The sequence below is a fragment of the Streptomyces sp. NPDC002825 genome (assembly GCF_040295385.1).
GTDB lineage: Bacteria > Actinomycetota > Actinomycetes > Streptomycetales > Streptomycetaceae > Streptomyces.
This window is the reverse complement of the sequence record NZ_JBEOVH010000017.1, coordinates 93,231-109,518: the sequence shown is the minus strand read 5'-3', so window position 1 is coordinate 109,518 and position 16,288 is coordinate 93,231. Positions and strand designations below refer to the sequence as shown.

General features: G+C 73.0%; 15 protein-coding genes and 3 pseudogenes. 8 read left to right on the top strand and 10 right to left on the bottom strand.

Annotation, left to right across the window (positions count from 1 at the left end):
- Positions 1 to 2 precede the first annotated feature (2 nt).
- Both ABT041_RS22380 and ABT041_RS22375 read right to left on the bottom strand, forming a co-directional pair.
- On the bottom strand, positions 3 to 824 hold the full coding sequence (locus ABT041_RS22380) for a glutamate ABC transporter substrate-binding protein (protein ID WP_351187041.1): 822 nt from the start codon (positions 822 to 824) through the stop codon (positions 3 to 5).
- 53 nt (positions 825 to 877) lie between these two features.
- Entirely contained in the window at positions 878 to 1,663 is a 786-nt protein-coding gene (locus ABT041_RS22375) for an amino acid ABC transporter ATP-binding protein (RefSeq protein ID WP_502976572.1), read from the bottom strand.
- Between the two features lie 275 nt (positions 1,664 to 1,938).
- On the opposite strand from ABT041_RS22375, the gene ABT041_RS22370 reads away from it, so the two are divergent.
- Both ABT041_RS22370 and ABT041_RS22365 read left to right on the top strand, forming a co-directional pair.
- On the top strand, positions 1,939 to 2,649 hold the full coding sequence (locus ABT041_RS22370) for a response regulator transcription factor (protein WP_351187039.1): 711 nt from the start codon (positions 1,939 to 1,941) through the stop codon (positions 2,647 to 2,649).
- 18 nt (positions 2,650 to 2,667) lie between these two features.
- Positions 2,668 to 4,065 (top strand): sensor histidine kinase, encoded by a 1,398-nt coding sequence (locus ABT041_RS22365; protein WP_351187037.1) that lies wholly within the window; start codon positions 2,668 to 2,670, stop codon positions 4,063 to 4,065.
- Positions 4,066 to 4,099: 34 nt separating this feature from the next.
- On the opposite strand, the gene ABT041_RS22360 is transcribed toward ABT041_RS22365, so the two are convergent.
- From ABT041_RS22360 to ABT041_RS22350, 3 genes and pseudogenes are all read right to left on the bottom strand, one after another.
- Positions 4,100 to 5,098: a TAXI family TRAP transporter solute-binding subunit gene (locus ABT041_RS22360; protein ID WP_351187035.1), complete on the bottom strand. Its 999-nt coding sequence runs from the start codon at positions 5,096 to 5,098 to the stop codon at positions 4,100 to 4,102.
- Between the two features lie 426 nt (positions 5,099 to 5,524).
- Positions 5,525 to 6,118 carry a hypothetical protein gene (locus ABT041_RS22355; RefSeq protein WP_351187096.1) on the bottom strand — a complete coding sequence of 198 codons (594 nt, stop codon included), beginning with the start codon at positions 6,116 to 6,118 and terminating at the stop codon, positions 5,525 to 5,527.
- A 177-nt stretch (positions 6,119 to 6,295) separates the two neighbouring features.
- Positions 6,296 to 7,113 (bottom strand): annotated as a pseudogene (locus tag ABT041_RS22350) (glutamate--tRNA ligase); the annotation flags it as partial.
- Positions 7,114 to 7,532: 419 nt separating this feature from the next.
- On the opposite strand from ABT041_RS22350, the pseudogene ABT041_RS22345 reads away from it, so the two are divergent.
- The 3 genes and pseudogenes from ABT041_RS22345 (at position 7,533) to ABT041_RS22335 (ending at position 9,250) form a co-directional block, all read left to right on the top strand.
- Positions 7,533 to 8,946, top strand: a pseudogene (locus ABT041_RS22345) (MFS transporter).
- Positions 8,943 to 9,071: pseudogene (locus ABT041_RS22340) on the top strand (hypothetical protein); the annotation flags it as partial. The pseudogenes ABT041_RS22345 and ABT041_RS22340, both read left to right, overlap by 4 nt.
- Positions 9,072 to 9,112: 41 nt before the next feature.
- Positions 9,113 to 9,250 carry a hypothetical protein gene (locus tag ABT041_RS22335; RefSeq protein ID WP_351187033.1) on the top strand — a complete coding sequence of 46 codons (138 nt, stop codon included), beginning with the start codon at positions 9,113 to 9,115 and terminating at the stop codon, positions 9,248 to 9,250.
- Between the two features lies 1 nt (position 9,251).
- Here the strand turns inward: ABT041_RS22335 and ABT041_RS22330 are convergent, their stop codons facing one another.
- From ABT041_RS22330 to ABT041_RS22320, 3 genes are read right to left on the bottom strand one after another with little or no spacing between them, the layout of a single operon-like run.
- On the bottom strand, positions 9,252 to 9,896 hold the full coding sequence (locus ABT041_RS22330; RefSeq protein WP_351187031.1) for a response regulator transcription factor: 645 nt from the start codon (positions 9,894 to 9,896) through the stop codon (positions 9,252 to 9,254).
- The gene (locus tag ABT041_RS22325) at positions 9,887 to 11,020 is read right to left on the bottom strand and encodes a sensor histidine kinase (RefSeq protein ID WP_351187029.1); all 1,134 of its coding nucleotides are present in this window, start codon (positions 11,018 to 11,020) and stop codon (positions 9,887 to 9,889) included. The genes ABT041_RS22330 and ABT041_RS22325 overlap by 10 nt, the downstream gene beginning before the upstream one ends.
- Before the next feature lie 44 nt (positions 11,021 to 11,064).
- Positions 11,065 to 11,751 (bottom strand): DedA family protein, encoded by a 687-nt coding sequence (locus ABT041_RS22320; RefSeq protein WP_351187027.1) that lies wholly within the window; start codon positions 11,749 to 11,751, stop codon positions 11,065 to 11,067.
- A 181-nt stretch (positions 11,752 to 11,932) separates the two neighbouring features.
- Here ABT041_RS22320 and miaB point away from each other — a divergent pair, with 181 nt between their 5' ends.
- Both miaB and ABT041_RS22310 read left to right on the top strand, forming a co-directional pair.
- Positions 11,933 to 13,456, top strand: a complete 1,524-nt coding sequence (gene miaB / locus ABT041_RS22315; protein ID WP_351187025.1) for a tRNA (N6-isopentenyl adenosine(37)-C2)-methylthiotransferase MiaB — start codon at positions 11,933 to 11,935, stop codon at positions 13,454 to 13,456.
- Positions 13,457 to 13,882: 426 nt separating this feature from the next.
- Positions 13,883 to 14,590: a class III extradiol dioxygenase subunit B-like domain-containing protein gene (locus tag ABT041_RS22310; RefSeq protein WP_351187023.1), complete on the top strand. Its 708-nt coding sequence runs from the start codon at positions 13,883 to 13,885 to the stop codon at positions 14,588 to 14,590.
- Positions 14,591 to 14,678: 88 nt separating this feature from the next.
- Here the strand turns inward: ABT041_RS22310 and ABT041_RS22305 are convergent, their stop codons facing one another.
- Positions 14,679 to 14,936, bottom strand: coding sequence for an antitoxin (locus ABT041_RS22305; RefSeq protein ID WP_351187021.1), 258 nt, complete (start codon positions 14,934 to 14,936; stop codon positions 14,679 to 14,681).
- A 45-nt stretch (positions 14,937 to 14,981) separates the two neighbouring features.
- Positions 14,982 to 15,203 carry a gliding motility protein gene (locus tag ABT041_RS22300; RefSeq protein ID WP_351187019.1) on the bottom strand — a complete coding sequence of 74 codons (222 nt, stop codon included), beginning with the start codon at positions 15,201 to 15,203 and terminating at the stop codon, positions 14,982 to 14,984.
- Positions 15,204 to 15,342: 139 nt separating this feature from the next.
- Between ABT041_RS22300 and miaA the strand changes: the two genes are divergently transcribed.
- The gene (gene miaA, locus ABT041_RS22295; protein WP_351187017.1) at positions 15,343 to 16,281 is read left to right on the top strand and encodes a tRNA (adenosine(37)-N6)-dimethylallyltransferase MiaA; all 939 of its coding nucleotides are present in this window, start codon (positions 15,343 to 15,345) and stop codon (positions 16,279 to 16,281) included.
- The last annotated feature ends 7 nt before the right edge of the window (positions 16,282 to 16,288 follow it).

Below are 16,288 nucleotides of genomic sequence, written 5' to 3'. Positions count from 1 at the left end.
GTTCAGCTCGCGATCTTCGGCGCGGGCTCGTACTGGTAGCCCGAGGGGCCGAAGTGCTGCTTGACGAGCTTCTCCCAGGTGCCGTCGGAGACCATCTTCTCCAGCGCCTTGTTGATCTTGCCGCGGAGCTCGTCGTCGCCCTTCTTGAGGCCGATGCCGTAGTTCTCGTCGCTCATCTTCAGACCGACGAGCTTGAACTTGCCCTGGTGCTCCTTCTGCGAGGCGTAGCCCGCGAGGATGGAGGCGTCCGTGGTCAGGGCGTCGACGGCCTTGTTCTCCAGGCCGGTGAGGCACTCGGAGTAGCCGCCGAGCTGCTGGAGGTCGGCCTTCGGGGCGAGCTTCTCCTTGACGTTCTGCGCGGACGTCGAGCCCGTCACGGAGCAGAGCTTCTTGGAGTTGAGGTCGTCGACCTTGGTGATCGAGCTGTCGTCGGCGCGGACGAGGAGGTCCTGGTGGGTCAGGAAGTACGGACCCGCGAAGTCGACCTCCTTCTTGCGCTTGTCGTTGATCGAGTAGCTGGCGACGACGAACTTCACGTCACCGTTCTTGATCAGGTTCTCGCGCTCGGCGCTGGGCGCCTGCTTCCAGTTGATCTTGTCCTCGGAGTAACCGAGCTCCTTGGCCACGTACTTGGCGACGTCGACGTCGAAACCGGCGTACGTGCCGTCCGGGGTCTTCAGGCCGAGGCCCGGCTGGTCGAACTTGATGCCGATGTTGATCTTGTCGCCGTTGCTGCCGGAGTCGGAGCCGCTGCCACAGGCGGTGGCGGTCAGGGCGAGGACGGCGGCGGCCGCGGCGGCGGCGGAGACGCTGCGAAGCTTCATGGAGGAAAGTCCCTTGAGTAGGCGTGAGTTGGGAGACTAGGTCGAGAACCCGCTCAGTGGTGAAGGATTTTGGAGAGGAAGTCCTTCGCGCGGTCGCTGCGCGGGTTGCTGAAGAACTCCTCGGGGGCGGCCTGCTCGACGATCTTTCCGTCGGCCATGAACACGACGCGGTTGGCGGCGGAGCGCGCGAAGCCCATCTCGTGGGTCACGACCACCATCGTCATGCCGTCCCGGGCCAGCTGCTGCATGACCTCCAGGACCTCGTTGATCATCTCCGGGTCGAGGGCCGAGGTCGGCTCGTCGAAGAGCATGACCTTCGGGTCCATCGCCAGCGCGCGGGCGATCGCCACGCGCTGCTGCTGACCCCCGGAGAGCTGAGCGGGGAACTTGTCCGCCTGGGTGCCGACCCCGACCCGGTCGAGCAGGGCCCGGGCCTTGGCCTCGGCGGCGCTCTTCTCCGTCTTGCGGACCTTGATCTGCCCCAGCATCACGTTCTCGAGCACCGTCTTGTGTGCGAAGAGGTTGAACGACTGGAAGACCATGCCGACGTCGGACCGCAGCCGGGCGAGCTCCCTGCCCTCCTGGGGCAGCGGCTTGCCGTCGATGGTGATGGTGCCGGAGTCGATGCTCTCCAGCCGGTTGATCGTGCGGCACAGCGTCGACTTGCCGGACCCGGAGGGTCCGATGACCACCACGACCTCGCCGCGGGTGATCGTCAGATCGATGTCCTGGAGGACATGCAGTGCGCCGAAGTGCTTGTTCACGTCGGACAGTACGACCAGGTCGTCCGCGGCACGCGGGGTGGCCTCGGGACTCTTGGACACTGACTCTCCGCTCATCGGCTCTTGCTCCGTCCTCCTCGGTTGGGGAGGACACTAGAGACCCGATGAGACGAGCGTCATCACATCTGAGGGGAAATTGAGGATAACGATACGGCCGCAACTGGACACAGCGTGTGAAGGTGACGCCCTGTGCCGTACCGGGTCCATAACGGAAACGTCGGCGTAACAGGGGGACACTTGACTGTGACACCCATGTTCGGTGTTCATGCCCTGGTACCACCTGGTACACAGAGAGCCGCCATCGGCAGACATTCACCACGGAGGAGGTACGCATGCGACTGCTGCTCGTCGAGGACGACGACCACGTCGCCGCCGCCCTCTCCGCGATCCTCGCGAAGCACGGCTTCACGGTCACGCACGCGCGCAACGGCGAGGAGGCCCTCCAGGCCGTCCTGCCCACCGCCCAGGGCGAGCGGCCCTCGTACGGAGTGATCCTGCTCGACCTCGGCCTGCCGGACCAGGACGGCTACCAGGTCTGCGGCCGCATCCGGAAGCTCACCACCACCCCGGTGATCATGGTGACCGCGCGCGGAGACGTGCGCTCCCGGATCCACGGGCTCAACCTCGGCGCCGACGACTACGTCGTCAAGCCCTACGACCCCGGTGAGCTCCTCGCCCGCATCCACGCCGTCAGCCGGCGCAGCACCGGAGCCGAGGAGGGCGCCGGGAGCACCGGTGCCGCCGAAGGAGCCCTGCTGCGGCTCGGCTCCGTCACCATCGAGCTGCCCACCCGGCGGGTCAGCGTCGACGGCGAGAGCGTCCCGCTCACCCGCAAGGAGTTCGACCTGCTCGCCCTCCTCGCCCAGCGGCCCGGCGTCGTCTTCCGGCGCGAGCAGATCATCAGCGAGGTCTGGCAGACCAGTTGGGAGGGGACCGGCCGCACCCTCGAGGTGCACGTCGCCTCCCTGCGCTCCAAGCTGCGGATGCCCGCCCTGATCGAGACCGTACGGGGCGTCGGCTACCGCCTCGTCGCCCCCGCGTAAGGACCGGACGGCCCCCTCGTGCGCACCCGACTCCTCCCGCTGCTCATCGTGCTGATGGCCGGCGTGCTGCTGGCCCTCGGCTTCCCGCTCGCGGCCAGCCTCGCCGCGTCCGAGCAGCAGCGGGTCGTCGTCGACCGGCTCGACGACGCCGCGCGGTTCGCCGCCCTCGCCCAGTTCGTCAACGAGAGCAACCCCGCCACGGACGAGCGGCAGAGCACCCTCGGCGGCGAACTCGCCAGCTACCACGACGTGTACGGCATCCGGGCCGGCGTCTTCTACCGCGACAACCGCGCCATGGCCGCCGCCCCCGAGGACTGGGTCGTCCCCTACGACGGGGAGGGCCGGCGCGCCTTCAACGAGGCCCTGCTCGGGCGCCGCAGCCACGACCCGCCCCAGGTCTGGCCCTGGCAGGGGCACGCCCGGCTCACCATCGCCTCACCCGTCGTCCGCGACGGGGACGTCGTCGCCGTCGTCGTCACCGACTCGCCCACCGGACAGCTCCGCTCCCGCATCCTGCGCGGCTGGCTGCTGATCTTCGCCGGTGAGGCCGCCGCCATGCTCCTCGCCGTCGGCGCCGCGTTCCGGCTCACCGGCTGGGTGCTGCGACCGGTCCGGGTCCTGGACGCCGTCACCCACGACATCGCCACCGGGCGGATGAACTCCCGCGTCGCCGCCACGGGCGGGCCCCCCGAGCTGCGGCGCCTCGCCCGCTCCTTCAACGAGATGGCCGACAACGTCGAGGACGCGCTCGAACAGCAGCGGGCCTTCGTCGCCGACGCCTCCCACCAGCTGCGCAACCCGCTGGCCGCGCTGCTCCTGCGGATCGAGCTGCTCGCCCTTGAGCTGCCCGAGGGAAACGAGGAGATCGCCTCCGTACGCACCGAGGGCAAGCGCCTCGCCCAGGTCCTCGACGACCTGCTCGACCTCGCGCTCGCCGAGCACGCGGCGGCCGAGCTGCGCCTCACCGACGTCGGCGCGCTCACCGCCGAGCGGGTCGCGTCCTGGCGCCCGGTCGCCGAGGACAAGGGCGTCAGCCTGACCGGGGAGTGCGGGGCGGTCACCGCCTGGGCGGACCCGGTGGCCCTGTCCAGCGCCCTCGACGCCGTGATCGACAACGCGCTCAAGTTCACCCCCGCCGGGGAGTCGGTCGACGTCACCGTCGTCCCCGAGCGGTCGACCGTGGCCGTCGTCGTCGCCGACCACGGGCCCGGCCTCACCGAGGAGGAGCTCGGCCGCGTCGGCGACCGCTTCTGGCGCTCGGGCCGCCACCAGAACATCAAGGGCTCGGGCCTCGGCCTCTCCATCGCGCGCGTCCTGCTGACGGCGGGCGGCGGAGGCGTGACCTTCGCCCCGAACGAGCCGCACGGGCTGAGGGTGACGGTCACCGTGCCCCGGCACGCGCCGGAAGCCCCCTAGGGGCCTGTCCGGCGGATCAGGGTCGGACAGGCCCCTAGGGCTTCACCGACCGGTAGTAGCGGCGGGCGCCGTCGTGGAGCTGCAGGGGTTCGGTGTAGACGGCCGTCCGCAGGTCGACCAGCTGGGCCGGGTGCACCTGGCGGCCGATGCCGTCCCTGCTCCTGATCACCGTACGGGTGAAGCCCTCCACCAGGTCCTCGTCCGCGTCCACCGTGGTGACCAGCAGGTTCGCCACCGCCAGGGTCTCGATCGGCCGGCCGTCCTGCGCCTTCGCGTACGCGTCCGCCGGGATCACCGCCGAGCGGTAGAGCCGGGTCGACTCGCCGACGTCGTGCAGCCGGTCGACCAGGCGGGAGTCCAGCGCGATCAGCCGGACCGGGAACCGCTCGGACAGCTTCTGCACCGCGTCGGTCGGCAGGCCGCCCGACCAGAAGAAGGCGTCGAGCTCGTCCCGCTCCAGGAGCCCCGGCATCGTGTCGATGCCCGCCGCGACCGACTCGACGTCCCGGTCGGGGGTCAGACCCGCCGCGGCGAGGACCCGGTCGGCGATCAGCCGCACGCCGGAGCCGGCCTGTCCCACGCCGACCCGGAGCCCGCGCAGGTCCTGGACCTTCTGCACCGAGGAGCCCTTGCGCACGACCAGCTGTACGTAGTCGTCGTAGAGCCGTGCGCAGCCGCGCAGCCGCTCGAAGCCGGGCCTGCGCTCGCGCTGGTACTGGGCCACCGCGTCGGCCGTCGCGACCGTGAAATCGGCCTCGCCGGTCGCCACCCGGGCCAGGTTCTGCTGGGAGCCCTCGCTGTCCACGAGCTTTATCGACACCTCGGGCAGGTCCTGCGCCAGGGCGTTCTTCAGGAGTCGCCCGTACATCTGGTAGACGCCGGTGGGGACACCCGTACTGAAGGTGACGGAGCCGCTCGGGGCGGGGGAACCGAAGGGAATCAGCCACCACGCGAGCACCCCGCACACCGCGAGCAGCGCGGCCGTGACCGCCAGGAGACGGCGGCGGGCGGCACGGGAGAGCGAGGCGAACATGCAGCCGATCCTGCCAGGTGGGCGGCGTGTCTGGCCAGGATCGGCTGGTGCGGGAGGCCCGGGCGCTTCCGTACTGGCGAGTAGCTGCCGGGCCGGTACGCGCGAGCCGGCCTGCCCGGCGACCCCTGCCCCGTACGGCCGCCCGCCCTCACGCCCGCACCCCCGGAGTCCGTACGAACGGACGGGCCGGCCCCGAGTGCGCTCCGCCGAAGCGGTGAGCGAGGTCGTCGGTGCGCGCCGTGCCGTGTGTCGTGCCGGGGCGCGGGGGTGATCGCGGTTAGCGTCGGAGCGCGCTCGGTGATCTTGAGGACAGTCCCCTGTCCGCCCCTGGCGTCCCTTCCGAGCCGACCAACTCACCCCTGTCCCAAGGGAGTTTTCCTATGCCCGCAGCGAAGACGCCGGCCCGCCGAGTGCCGGTCCGCCGCCTCACCCCGCCACGGCGGTGAGGCGGCGCACCACCTCGTCCCGGCCCAGGGCGCGGGCCACGGCGACCGGATCGGGGCTGCGGGTGGCGCCGGTGAGCGCCACCCGGGCCACGTTCGCGATCAGCCTCGGCGGTCCCGCCCAGCGGTTCGGGTCCCAGCGCCAGGAGGCCGTGTCCGGGGCGAAGCCGTGGCGCCCGGCGAGCTCCCCGAGGTTCGTGTACCGCTTCTCGAAAGAGAGGCTCGCGAACTCGGAGGCGACGGAACGCACTTGGTCCTCGGGAAGGCCGCCGTAGCGGTCGTCCCCCGGCGCCGGGGGACGACCGAAGAGCTCCGCGAAGAAGAAGCCGTACCGGTCGCGGGAGCAGGACCAGCGCTCCAGGTCCTTGCGGGCCGGGGCGCCCTCCGGCCGGCCCGTGGCCACGGCGGCCAGGGCCAGCTCCTCGTGGTGCGCGAGGACGGAGGCGAGCTCCGTGTCGTACTCCTCCGCCCAGGCGAGGAGCTGCCCGTACAGCGCGTCCGGCGTGAGGGAGGCGATGAACTCGCGGCTCAGCGAGTGCAGTTTGGGCAGGTCGAGCAGAGGACCCGAGGGGCGCATGCCGTCGAGCCGGACGTCGGCGGCGAGCGCCTCGGCGGTGGGGACGTCCATCAGCCGGACGTTGGCGCGGCCCCGCAGGTAGTGCTGGACGGCGGCCGGGGGATAGCCGACCGACGCCTCGGGGTCCTTGCGCTTGCTCAGCTTGCGGCGCGAGGGTCCCTCCGCCTTCATGAGCGGGGCGAGGTGCGCGTACCTGGGCGGCTCGAAGCCCAGTGCCGTGTGCAGCTGGAGAGGGACCGGGGTCGAGGAGAGCCACTCCTCGCCGCGCACCACGAGTGTCACCCGCATCAGGTGGTCGTCCACCACATGCGCGAAGTGATAGGTGGGCAGCGGCAGTTCCTTCTGGGAGGACTTGAGGAGGACGATGTCGTTGCCGTTGTCCTGCATCGTGACGGAGGCCCGGATGCGGTCCGTGAACCGCACCCGGCCGGGGAACTCGTACGGGCAGCGGAACCGCACCACGTACGGCTCGCCCGCCGCGAGCCGCCGCGCCGCCTCCTCCGGGGCGAGCGTCCGGCACGGCGCCCAGCGTCCGTGACAACCGAGCGGCGAGCGGCTCGCGCGCTGCTCCTCCGCGCTCCGGGCGAGCAGCTCCTTGCCGCAGGAGCAGGGGTACGCGCGGTCGCGCCTCAGGAGCTCGCGCACATGGCTGAGGTAGATCTCCCGGCGCTCGACTGGAGGTACGGGCCCCACGCGCCGTCCCCGGCGGCGCCGCCCTCGTCGGGCGCGAGCCCGAAGGCCTCCAGCAGGCGGGAGAACTCCTCCGCGGCGCCCTCCACCCGGCGGGAGCGGTCGGTGTCCTCGACGCGCAGGACGTGCACGCCGCCCGACTGGCGGGCGAGCGCCCGGGCCACGGCCGCCGTGTGGAGGCCGCCGATGTGCAGGTGTCCGGTGGGGCTCGGCGCGAAGCGCGTGACCTCGGCGCCGTCCGGCAGGGCGCGCGGCCCGAACCGCCGCTCCCAGTCGGCCGGTTCCGGGAGATCGGGCAGGAACATCGCGTTGATGACGGACAGGTCGAGCACGGTGGACTCCCTCCTGGGGTTCCTGGAGAGATCCACCGTAGGGCGGTGACCGGCCGATCCGACGGGCCCGAGGGCGCGAGGCTGCGGAACTCCGAACCCTCTTCGGTGGTGAGGACCCCCAGCGGCGCCGTGGGTCAGTAGCGTCCCGAGGACCGCTCCGTACGCGAACCCCGGCCGTACGAGGGCCGGTTCCGTGCGACGACCACAAGGGGGTGTGAGGGGCGGCACGCGCGCCGTGGCCCTGCTCGCGCTCGGCTCCTTCGCCATGGGGGCCGACGCCTACGCGATGGCCGGACTGCTCCCCGCCACGGGCGCCGACCTGGACGTCTCGGTCTCCCTCGCCGGGCAGTCCGTCACCGCCTTCACCCTCTGCTACGCCCTGGTCGCCGCCGCTGCTCTCGGCCGTCCTCGCCCGCTGGGGCACCCGTGCCGTCCTCGTCACCGGGCTCGTCACCGCGCTCGTCGTCTTCGTCCTCGCCAACACCGGTACCGCGCTGGCCGGTTCGTACGCCGCGCTCCTCGGCACCCGCGCCCTCGCCGGCGCCGGAGCGGGCCTCTTCACCCCGGCCGCCGCCACCGCCGCCGTCGCGCTCGTGACGCCCGAGCGGCGCGGGCGGGCCCCCGGCCTCGTCCTCGGCGGCATGAGCGCCGGCACCGTGCTCGGCGTGCCGCTCGGGCTGCTCGTCGCGGCCGGCTCCGGCCGGCGCGCGGCCCTCTGGCTGATCAGCGGCCTCGGCCTCGCCGCCCTGCTCGGCGTCGCGACGGCACTGCCGCCCGTGCGGGGAGCCGCCGCGCCCTCGCTGCGGGACCGGATCGGCGCCCTCGCCCGCCCCCGGGTCGCCGTGGCCGTCGCCGTCACCTTCACCCAGACCGTCGCCGGCCTCGGGCTCTACACCTACCTCGAACCGGTCCTGCACCGCGTCGCCGATGTGGACAGCGCGGTGCCGTACCTCTGGGTCTGGGGCATCGGCGGCGTCTGTGGCAGCTTCCTCGCCGGGACCCTCGTCGACCGGACCGGCCGGCCCGACCGCCTCCCTGCACGGCAAGACCGCCCTGGTCATCGGGCCGGCGCCTTCGCCGGCGTCGTCGCCGCACTGCGCCGCTCCGGCCTCGACCGGGTGCACGTCGCCAACCGCACCCCGGAGAAGGCCCAGCGGCTCGCCGAGACCACCGGGGGAGTGGGCTACGACCTCACGGACGTGCCCCGGCTCCCCACCGAGGTGGACGTCGTCGGCGCCACCGCCGCCACCGGCCACCTCGTCACCGCCCGGCACGTCGAGGAGGCGCGCGCCTCCCGGGACGACCGCGAGCTGTTCCTGCTCGACCTGTCCCTGCCGCACAACATCGCCCCCACGGCGGCGGAACTGCCCGGCGTCACCTTCGTCGACCGGCGCCGGATCGCGGAGGAGGGCCAGGAGGACGAGATCTCGGCGGCCAGCGTCCAGGCCGCGCACGAGCTGATCGACGCCGAGGTCGAGCAGTTCCGTACGGGCCTCCGGCTCGCCGGCGCCAAGCCCGTCCTCACCGCCCTGCGCACGGCTGCCACCGAGGCGGCGGAGGCCGAGCTCGACCGGCTCGCCCGCCGTCTCGACGGGCTCGACGGCGCGGCAGGAGATCGGCCGCACCGTCCGCCGCATCGTCGACAAGGCCCTGCACCAGCCCACCGTCCTGGTGCGGGAGCTGGCCGCGGACCCGGACGGCGCCCGGCACATCGCCGCCTTCACCCGCCTCTTCGCCGCGGCGGAACCTCCCCGCGACAGCGACACGAACGACCCGAACGAGAAGAAGATCGAGGCCATCGCATGAGTGACACCTCGGCCCTCTGGGAAGCCGAATCCATCGCCGTCATCGGGGCCAGCGAGGGCCCCGGCGCCCTGGGCCGCAAGCCGCTCGACTACCTCCTCCGGTACGGCTACAAGGGCCGCATCCTGCCGGTCAACCCGCGCTCCAGCTGGCCGCGCGCGGTGCGTTCGTGGAGGTCGGCGACACCGTTCAGCCGGCCCCCGCCTCCCGCTTCGACCGCACCCCGGCGGACGCCCCGGGCCGCGCCCCGCGACCGGGCGAGCACACGGACGAGGTCCTCGCGGAGTGGGCGCGGGCCTCCCGATGACTCAGGCCTCCAGGTAGCGCAGCACGGCCAGGATCCGCCGGCTGTAGCCGTCGGTCCGGTGGAGCTCCAGCTTGTCGAAGACGACGCCCAGGTACTTCTCGACCGCGCTCAGCGAGAGGTGCAGCTGCCGGGCGATGGCCGCGTTCGTGTAGCCCTGGGCCAGCACCTCCAGGACCTCCCGCTCGCGGGGCGTGAGCCGGGCCAGCGGATCGGCGTGGGTGCTGCGGACGACCAGCTGGTGCACGACCTGCGGGTCGATCGCCGCCCCGCCCGCGTGGATCCGTTCCAGCGCGTCGAGGAACTCCTCGACCTGCGCCACCCGGTCCTTGAGGAGGTAGCCGACCCGTTCCGCGCCGGCGGCGAGCAGCCGGGCCGCGTAGCTGCGCTCGACGTACTGCGAGAGCACGAGCACCCCCGTCTCCGGCAGCCGCTCACGGATCTCCACGGCGGCCCGCAGCCCCTCGTCGGTGTGGGTCGGCGGCATCCGGATGTCGGCGACCACGACGTCCGGCCGCCGCGCCTCGACCTCGGCGACGAGGTTCTCCGCGTCGCCGAACGAGGCGAGCACCTCGTGGCCCTCCTCGACGAGCAGGCGCACCAGGCCCTCCCGCAGCAGGGTCGAGTCCTCGGCCAGGATCACGCGCACGGCAGCTCCGCGACAAGAGTGGTGGGTCCCCCGAGAGGGCTGTCGACGCGCAGGGTCCCGTCGAGCGCGGCGACCCGGCTGCGCAGCCCGGTGAGCCCGCTGCCCGCCGGGTCCGCGCCGCCCCGGCCGTCGTCCTCGACCCGCACGGTGAGCAGCGGGCCGACGCGCGTGACGCACACGGAGACGGCGGAGGCGGCGGAATGCTTGGCGGCGTTGGTGACGGCCTCCGACACCACGAAGTACGCGGCGGTCTCCACCGGCCGGGGCAGCGGCGCGTCCCCGGCCTCGAAGCGGACGCGCAGCGGGATCCCGCAGCGCTGCGCCACCCCGCCGAGCGCCTCTTCCAGGCCCAGGCTGTCGAGGGCCGCGGGGTACACCCGCCACGCCACGTCCCGCAGCTCGGCCAGCACGTCCTGCGCCTCCCGGTGCGCCTGCCACAGCAGCGCGTCCGCCTGCTCCGGGTCGCGCTCCCGGCCCCGGCGGGCCCGGCCGAGCAGCATGGCCAGGGCCACCAGCCGCTGTTGCACGCCGTCGTGGAGGTCGCGCTCGATCCGCCGGCGCTCGCTGTCCACGGCCTGGACCACGGCGGCCCGGCTGAGCGCGAGCTCGTCGATGCGGCGGCGCAGCAGCTCCTGCTCGGAGGGGCCGAAGCACGCGCGCGCGAGGCGGGCGTCGAGCGCGGTGAGGGCGTACAGGCCCTGGACGTCGAGGAAGAGCAGGACGCCGCCGAGCAGCAGCTGACCGAGGAGCTCGGTCCAGCCGAGCGAGCCCCGGACCACGCCCCGGACGAGCAGCACGGCCAGGACCTCGCCGAAGACGAGGAGCCCGAGGACGATCCCGGTCACAAGGCCGGCCCCCACGCGGGCGGCGAGGTAGCGGAGCAGCCGCCGGTCGGGGACCTCGTACGCGCCGGGGAACCGGTCGCCGAAGAAGACCGAGCGGCGGCTCCGCTCCAGGGCGGCGAGCCGCCGGGCCCCGGCCATCAGGACGGGCCGCGCGCGGGGCCACAGCAGAAGGGGGCCGAGGACGAGACCGGGGACCAGGAAGAGGAGGGGGCTGAGGCAGCCGAGCAGCACGCCGACGAACCGCCGGCCCGCCGATGCCTCCCCTTCGCCCCCGCGCACGATCCCGGAGCCTACTTCGTCCGGTACGGGTTCCCGCCGGCCGCTCACGAGGTACGGCGGTGCTGAGCGCGGCCGCGCCCCCGGAGCCGTACGGCGAGGAACGCGGCCAGGGCCACGAGGACCAGCACCAGAACGGCCTTGGACAGCACGCCCACGTACCCCTCGACGAGGTCCCAGCGGTCCCCGAGCCAGTAGCCGGCCATGACGAGGACGCTGTTCCAGACGAGACTGCCGAGCGTGGTGAGGGTGAGGAAGAGATGCATAGGCATCCGCTCGACCCCCGCGGGCACGGAGATGAGACTGCGGAAGATCGGCACCATCCGCCCGAGGAAGACCGCCTTCGTGCCGTGCCGCGCGAACCACCGCTCGGTCCGCTCCAGATCGGAGACCTTCACCAGCGGCAGCCGGGCCCAGAGCGCGTGCATCCGCCGCTGTCCGAACAGCGCGCCGATCCAGTAGAGGGCCACGGCGCCGACCACCGAGCCCAGCGTCGTCCAGAACAGCGCCGAGGCGAGGCTGAGGACGCCCTGCCCGGCGGCGAAGCCGGTCAGCGGCAGGATCACCTCGCTGGGCAGCGGCGGGAAGAGGTTCTCGAGCGCGATGGCGAGCCCGGCGCCGGGCCCGCCCATCGTGTCGACGAGTCCGGCCGCCCAGCCGGCGAATCCGTCGGCGGGCTCCCCGGCCAGGGCCAGGTCCAGGGCGGGGCGGGAGAGGAGCGGGGTGATCGGCACGGCGGATCTCCAGGACGGCAGCGGGTTCCGAGGCCCTCCGCCCCGGCACCGTCCACGCTAGAAATCCCACCTCACCCCCGGTACGAGGCTTCCCGCCCGGCCTCCCTGCGGAAAACCGCAGGGGTGCGGCGGCCCCCGGCGTGGGACGGGGCGTCTCCCCGGACCGCCTACCCTTGGACGCATGACGAGCAGCAGCGACCGGAGCACCGCAGTGAGCGTTGACGGCACCAAGACCTACGAGATCCGCACCTACGGGTGCCAGATGAACGTCCACGACTCCGAGCGGCTCTCCGGTCTGCTGGAAGAGGCGGGTTACGTCCGGGCCCCCAAGGGCGCGGACGGCGACGCCGACGTCGTCGTCTTCAACACCTGCGCGGTCCGCGAGAACGCCGACAACAAGCTGTACGGCAACCTCGGCCGGCTCGCCCCGATGAAGACCGCGCGCCCCGGCATGCAGATCGCCGTCGGCGGCTGTCTCGCCCAGAAGGACCGCGACACCATCGTCAAGAAGGCCCCCTGGGTCGACGTGGTCTTCGGCACGCACAACATCGGCAAGCTGCCGGTCCTCCTGGAGCGCGCCCGCGTCCAGGAAGAGGCGCAGATCGAGATCGCCGAGTCCCTGGAGGCCTTCCCCTCCACGCTGCCGACCCGCCGCGAGTCCGCGTACGCCGCCTGGGTGTCGATCTCCGTCGGCTGCAACAACACCTGCACCTTCTGCATCGTCCCCGCCCTGCGCGGCAAGGAGGAGGACCGCCGGCCCGGCGACATCCTCGCCGAGATCGAGGCGCTCGTCGCCGAGGGCGTCTCCGAGATCACCCTGCTCGGGCAGAACGTCAACGCGTACGGCTCCGACCTCGGCGACCGCGAGGCCTTCAGCAAGCTGCTGCGCGCCTGCGGGCAGATCGAGGGCCTGGAGCGGGTCCGCTTCACCTCCCCGCACCCCCGCGACTTCACGGACGACGTCATCGCGGCCATGGCCGAGACGCCGAACGTCATGCCGCAGCTGCACATGCCGCTCCAGTCCGGCTCGGACTCGATCCTGCGGGCGATGCGCCGCTCGTACCGGCAGGAGCGTTTCCTCGGGATCATCGAGAAGGTCCGCGCGGCCATTCCGCACGCCGCGATCTCCACCGACATCATCGTGGGCTTCCCCGGCGAGACCGAGGAGGACTTCGAGCAGACCATGCACACCGTCCGCGAGGCCCGCTTCGCGAACGCCTTCACCTTCCAGTACTCCAAGCGGCCCGGAACCCCGGCGGCCACCATGGAGGGCCAGATCCCGAAGGAGGTCGTGCAGGCGCGCTACGAGCGTCTGGTCGCCCTCCAGGAGGAGATCTCCTGGGAGGAGAACAAGAAGCAGGTCGGCCGCACCCTTGAGGTCATGGTCGCGGAGGGCGAGGGCCGCAAGGACGGCGAGACGCACCGCCTCTCCGGGCGCGCCCCCGACAACCGGCTCGTCCACTTCACGAAGCCCTCGCAGGACGTGCGTCCCGGTGACGTGGTGACGGTCGAGATCACGTACGCGGCTCCGCACCACCTGCTCGCCGAGGGCGAGGTCTCCTCGGTCCGCCGCACGCGGGCGGGCGACGCGTGGGAGAAGCGCACGGCGGCCCCGAAGCCGGCGGGCGTCCTCCTGGGCCTCCCGCAGATCGGCGCCCCGGCCCCCCTCCCGCCCCTGGAAACCCCGGCCTGCGGCACGCACTGACACCGCGGGGCCCGCGCCCGCTGCCGTGTGGGCAATCGTCCCGCATGGGGGTCCCCCCAGGACGAAGTCCTAGGGGGAGGGACGGGTGGGCACACGGGACGGCGCCCTCAGCGGCGCCTCCGCGTTCCGAGCCTGGACCCGCACCGCATGCACCGAGCGGGTGGTGCGGGTCAGGGCGCTTGAGCCTCTGGCGCCGGTAAGGGCGCCGTCCGTTGTGCCCACCCTCCCCCAAGCTCTCGGCTTCGCTCGAGCAGGGGGGACCCCCACGCCCCGGCGGAACGCATGCCCACAACGGGCGTGGGCACCGCCCACAACGGGCGTGGGCACCGCCCACAACGGGGGTGGACGCCGCCCGCAACGGGGGTGGGCGCCGCCCCGGCGGAGCGAGCGCCCGCGACGGACGCGGCGCGCAGTAGGCTGCCGATCATGCTTGTCGCCGCAGCCGTCTGCCCCGCCCCGCCCCTCCTCCTCCCCGAGATCGCGACCGGCGCCGCCCCCGAGCTGGACGCCGCCCGCGCGGCCTGCGCCGACGCCGTCGGGCTGCTCGCGGCCGCTCGCCCCGACCGGCTGTACGTCGTCGGCCCCGCCGAAGAGGGCGCGCACGGCGCCTACCCGGCCGGCGCGACCGGCTCCTTCGCCGGATTCGGCGTCGACCTCTCCGTACAGCTGGGCGACGGCCCGTCGACTCCCCGTCCCCTCCCCGCCTCCCTCTCCGTCGCCGCCTGGCTCCTGACCCGCGCCGCCTGGGCCGACGCCCCGATCGAGGGCCTGGGCGTGACCGAGGCGACGGCGACGGACGTCTGCGCCGCGACCGGCCGCGAGCTCGCCGCCTCCGCCGAGCGCGTCGCCCTCCTCGTGATGGGCGACGGCAGCGCCTGCCGGACGGTGAAGGCCCCCGGCTACCTGGACGAGCGCGCCGCCGGCTTCGACGCGGAGGCCGCCGGGGCGCTCGGCACGGCCGACGTCGCCGCGCTGCTCGCGCTGGACGCTGGGCTCGCGGGCGAGCTGAAGGCGGCCGGTCGCGCCCCCTGGCAGGTCCTGGCCGGCGCCGCGGAGGGTGCGGGCCTCGACGGCCGGCTGCTCTTCGAGGACGCCCCGTACGGCGTGGGGTACTTCGTCGCCGCCTGGTCGTAGAGGCCACGCACACGACGGCGGACGGCCGCGGAGCGCGATGCTCCGCGGCCGTCCGCCGTGCGGAGGGACTGTCGGGTGACGTCGGTCGTCAGGCGGCCGGCGGCGGCGTCGCGCCACCGCTCCCGGGCGTGCCGTCGTCCTTGTGACCGATCCGGTCGATGGCGTTCTTCGCCTTGCCCGTACCGGACTGGATCTTGTCGCTGTACTTGCCCTTGGTCTTCTCGTCGACCAGCTTCGCGGCCTTGTCCAGGCCGTGGTCGATCTTCTCGCCGTGCTGCTGCGCGAGGTCGGCGACCTTGTCCTTGGCCGGGCCGAGCTTGCCCTTCAGCGAATCCAGGAGACCCATGGAGCACCTTCCCTCCGCGGACCCCGGGGGCCCGTGTTCCGTGTCCTACTTCCGGGCGCCTTCGCCCGCCTCGTTGTCGGCGGCGGCCTCGGCCGACTGTTGCTTCGGGATCTCCACGGCCTCGGCGGCCGCCGGTTCGGCCGTCACCTCGTCCGTCTCGACGTCCTCCGCGGCAGCCGTCGGGGCCTCGGCCTCGGCTGCCTCGGCCGTGACGTCCGCCCCGGTGTCGGCCTGCTTCTTCCGGCGAAACATTGCAAAAACACCCATATTTACTCCATAGCGTACTTGGACGGGGAGGGTCCCGTGATGTTCGACGGCCGGAACCTCGCAACAGGCAACGAAGCCGGATGGGGCCCGTCACGTAGCTCGTTCGGGGACCGGCCGGGAGGTTTGCGAGACTGGGACGGTGAGAAGCGCAGCTCCCGCCCCGCGGGTCATCGCCGTCGTCGGCCCCACGGCGGCCGGAAAGTCCGATCTGGGTGTATTCCTGGCGCAGCAGCTCGGCGGCGAGGTCGTCAACGCCGACTCGATGCAGCTCTACCGGGGGATGGACATCGGAACCGCCAAGCTGACGCTTGAGGAGCGCGGCGGCGTCCCGCACCACCTCCTCGACATCTGGGACGTCACGGAGGCCGCCAGTGTCGCCGAGTACCAGCGGCTCGCCCGCGCCGAGATCGACCGGCTGCTCGCGGCCGGCCGCACCCCGGTCCTCGTCGGCGGTTCAGGCCTGTACGTACGGGGGGCCGTCGACGCCCTGGAGTTCCCCGGCACCGACCCGGCCGTCCGGGCGCGCCTGGAGGCCGAGCTCGAGGAGCGCGGCTCCGGCGTCCTGCACGCCCGGCTCGCCGAGGCGGACCCCGAGGCGGCCCGCGCGATCCTGCCCAGCAACGGCCGGCGCATCGTCCGGGCCCTCGAGGTGATCGAGATCACCGGCAAGCCCTTCACCGCCAACCTCCCGGGCCACGACTCCGTCTACGACACCGTCCAGATCGGCGTCGACGTGGCCCGCCCCGAGCTCGACGAACGGATCACCACGCGCGTGGACCGGATGTGGGAGGCCGGTCTCGTCGACGAGGTGCGCGCCCTTGAGGCGCTCGGACTGCGCGAGGGACGTACCGCGGCCCGCGCCCTGGGCTACCAGCAGGTCCTCGCGGCGCTCGCCGGGGAGTGCACCGAGGACGAGGCGCGCGCGGAGACCGTACGGGCCACGAAGCGCTTCGCGCGGCGCCAGGACTCGTGGTTCCGCCGCGACCCGCGCGTGCACTGGCTCAGTGGAGCCGCCGATCACCGCGGGGAACTCCCGCGGGAGGCGCTGTCGTTGGTCGAACGAGCGGTTACAGCCTGATCACGTG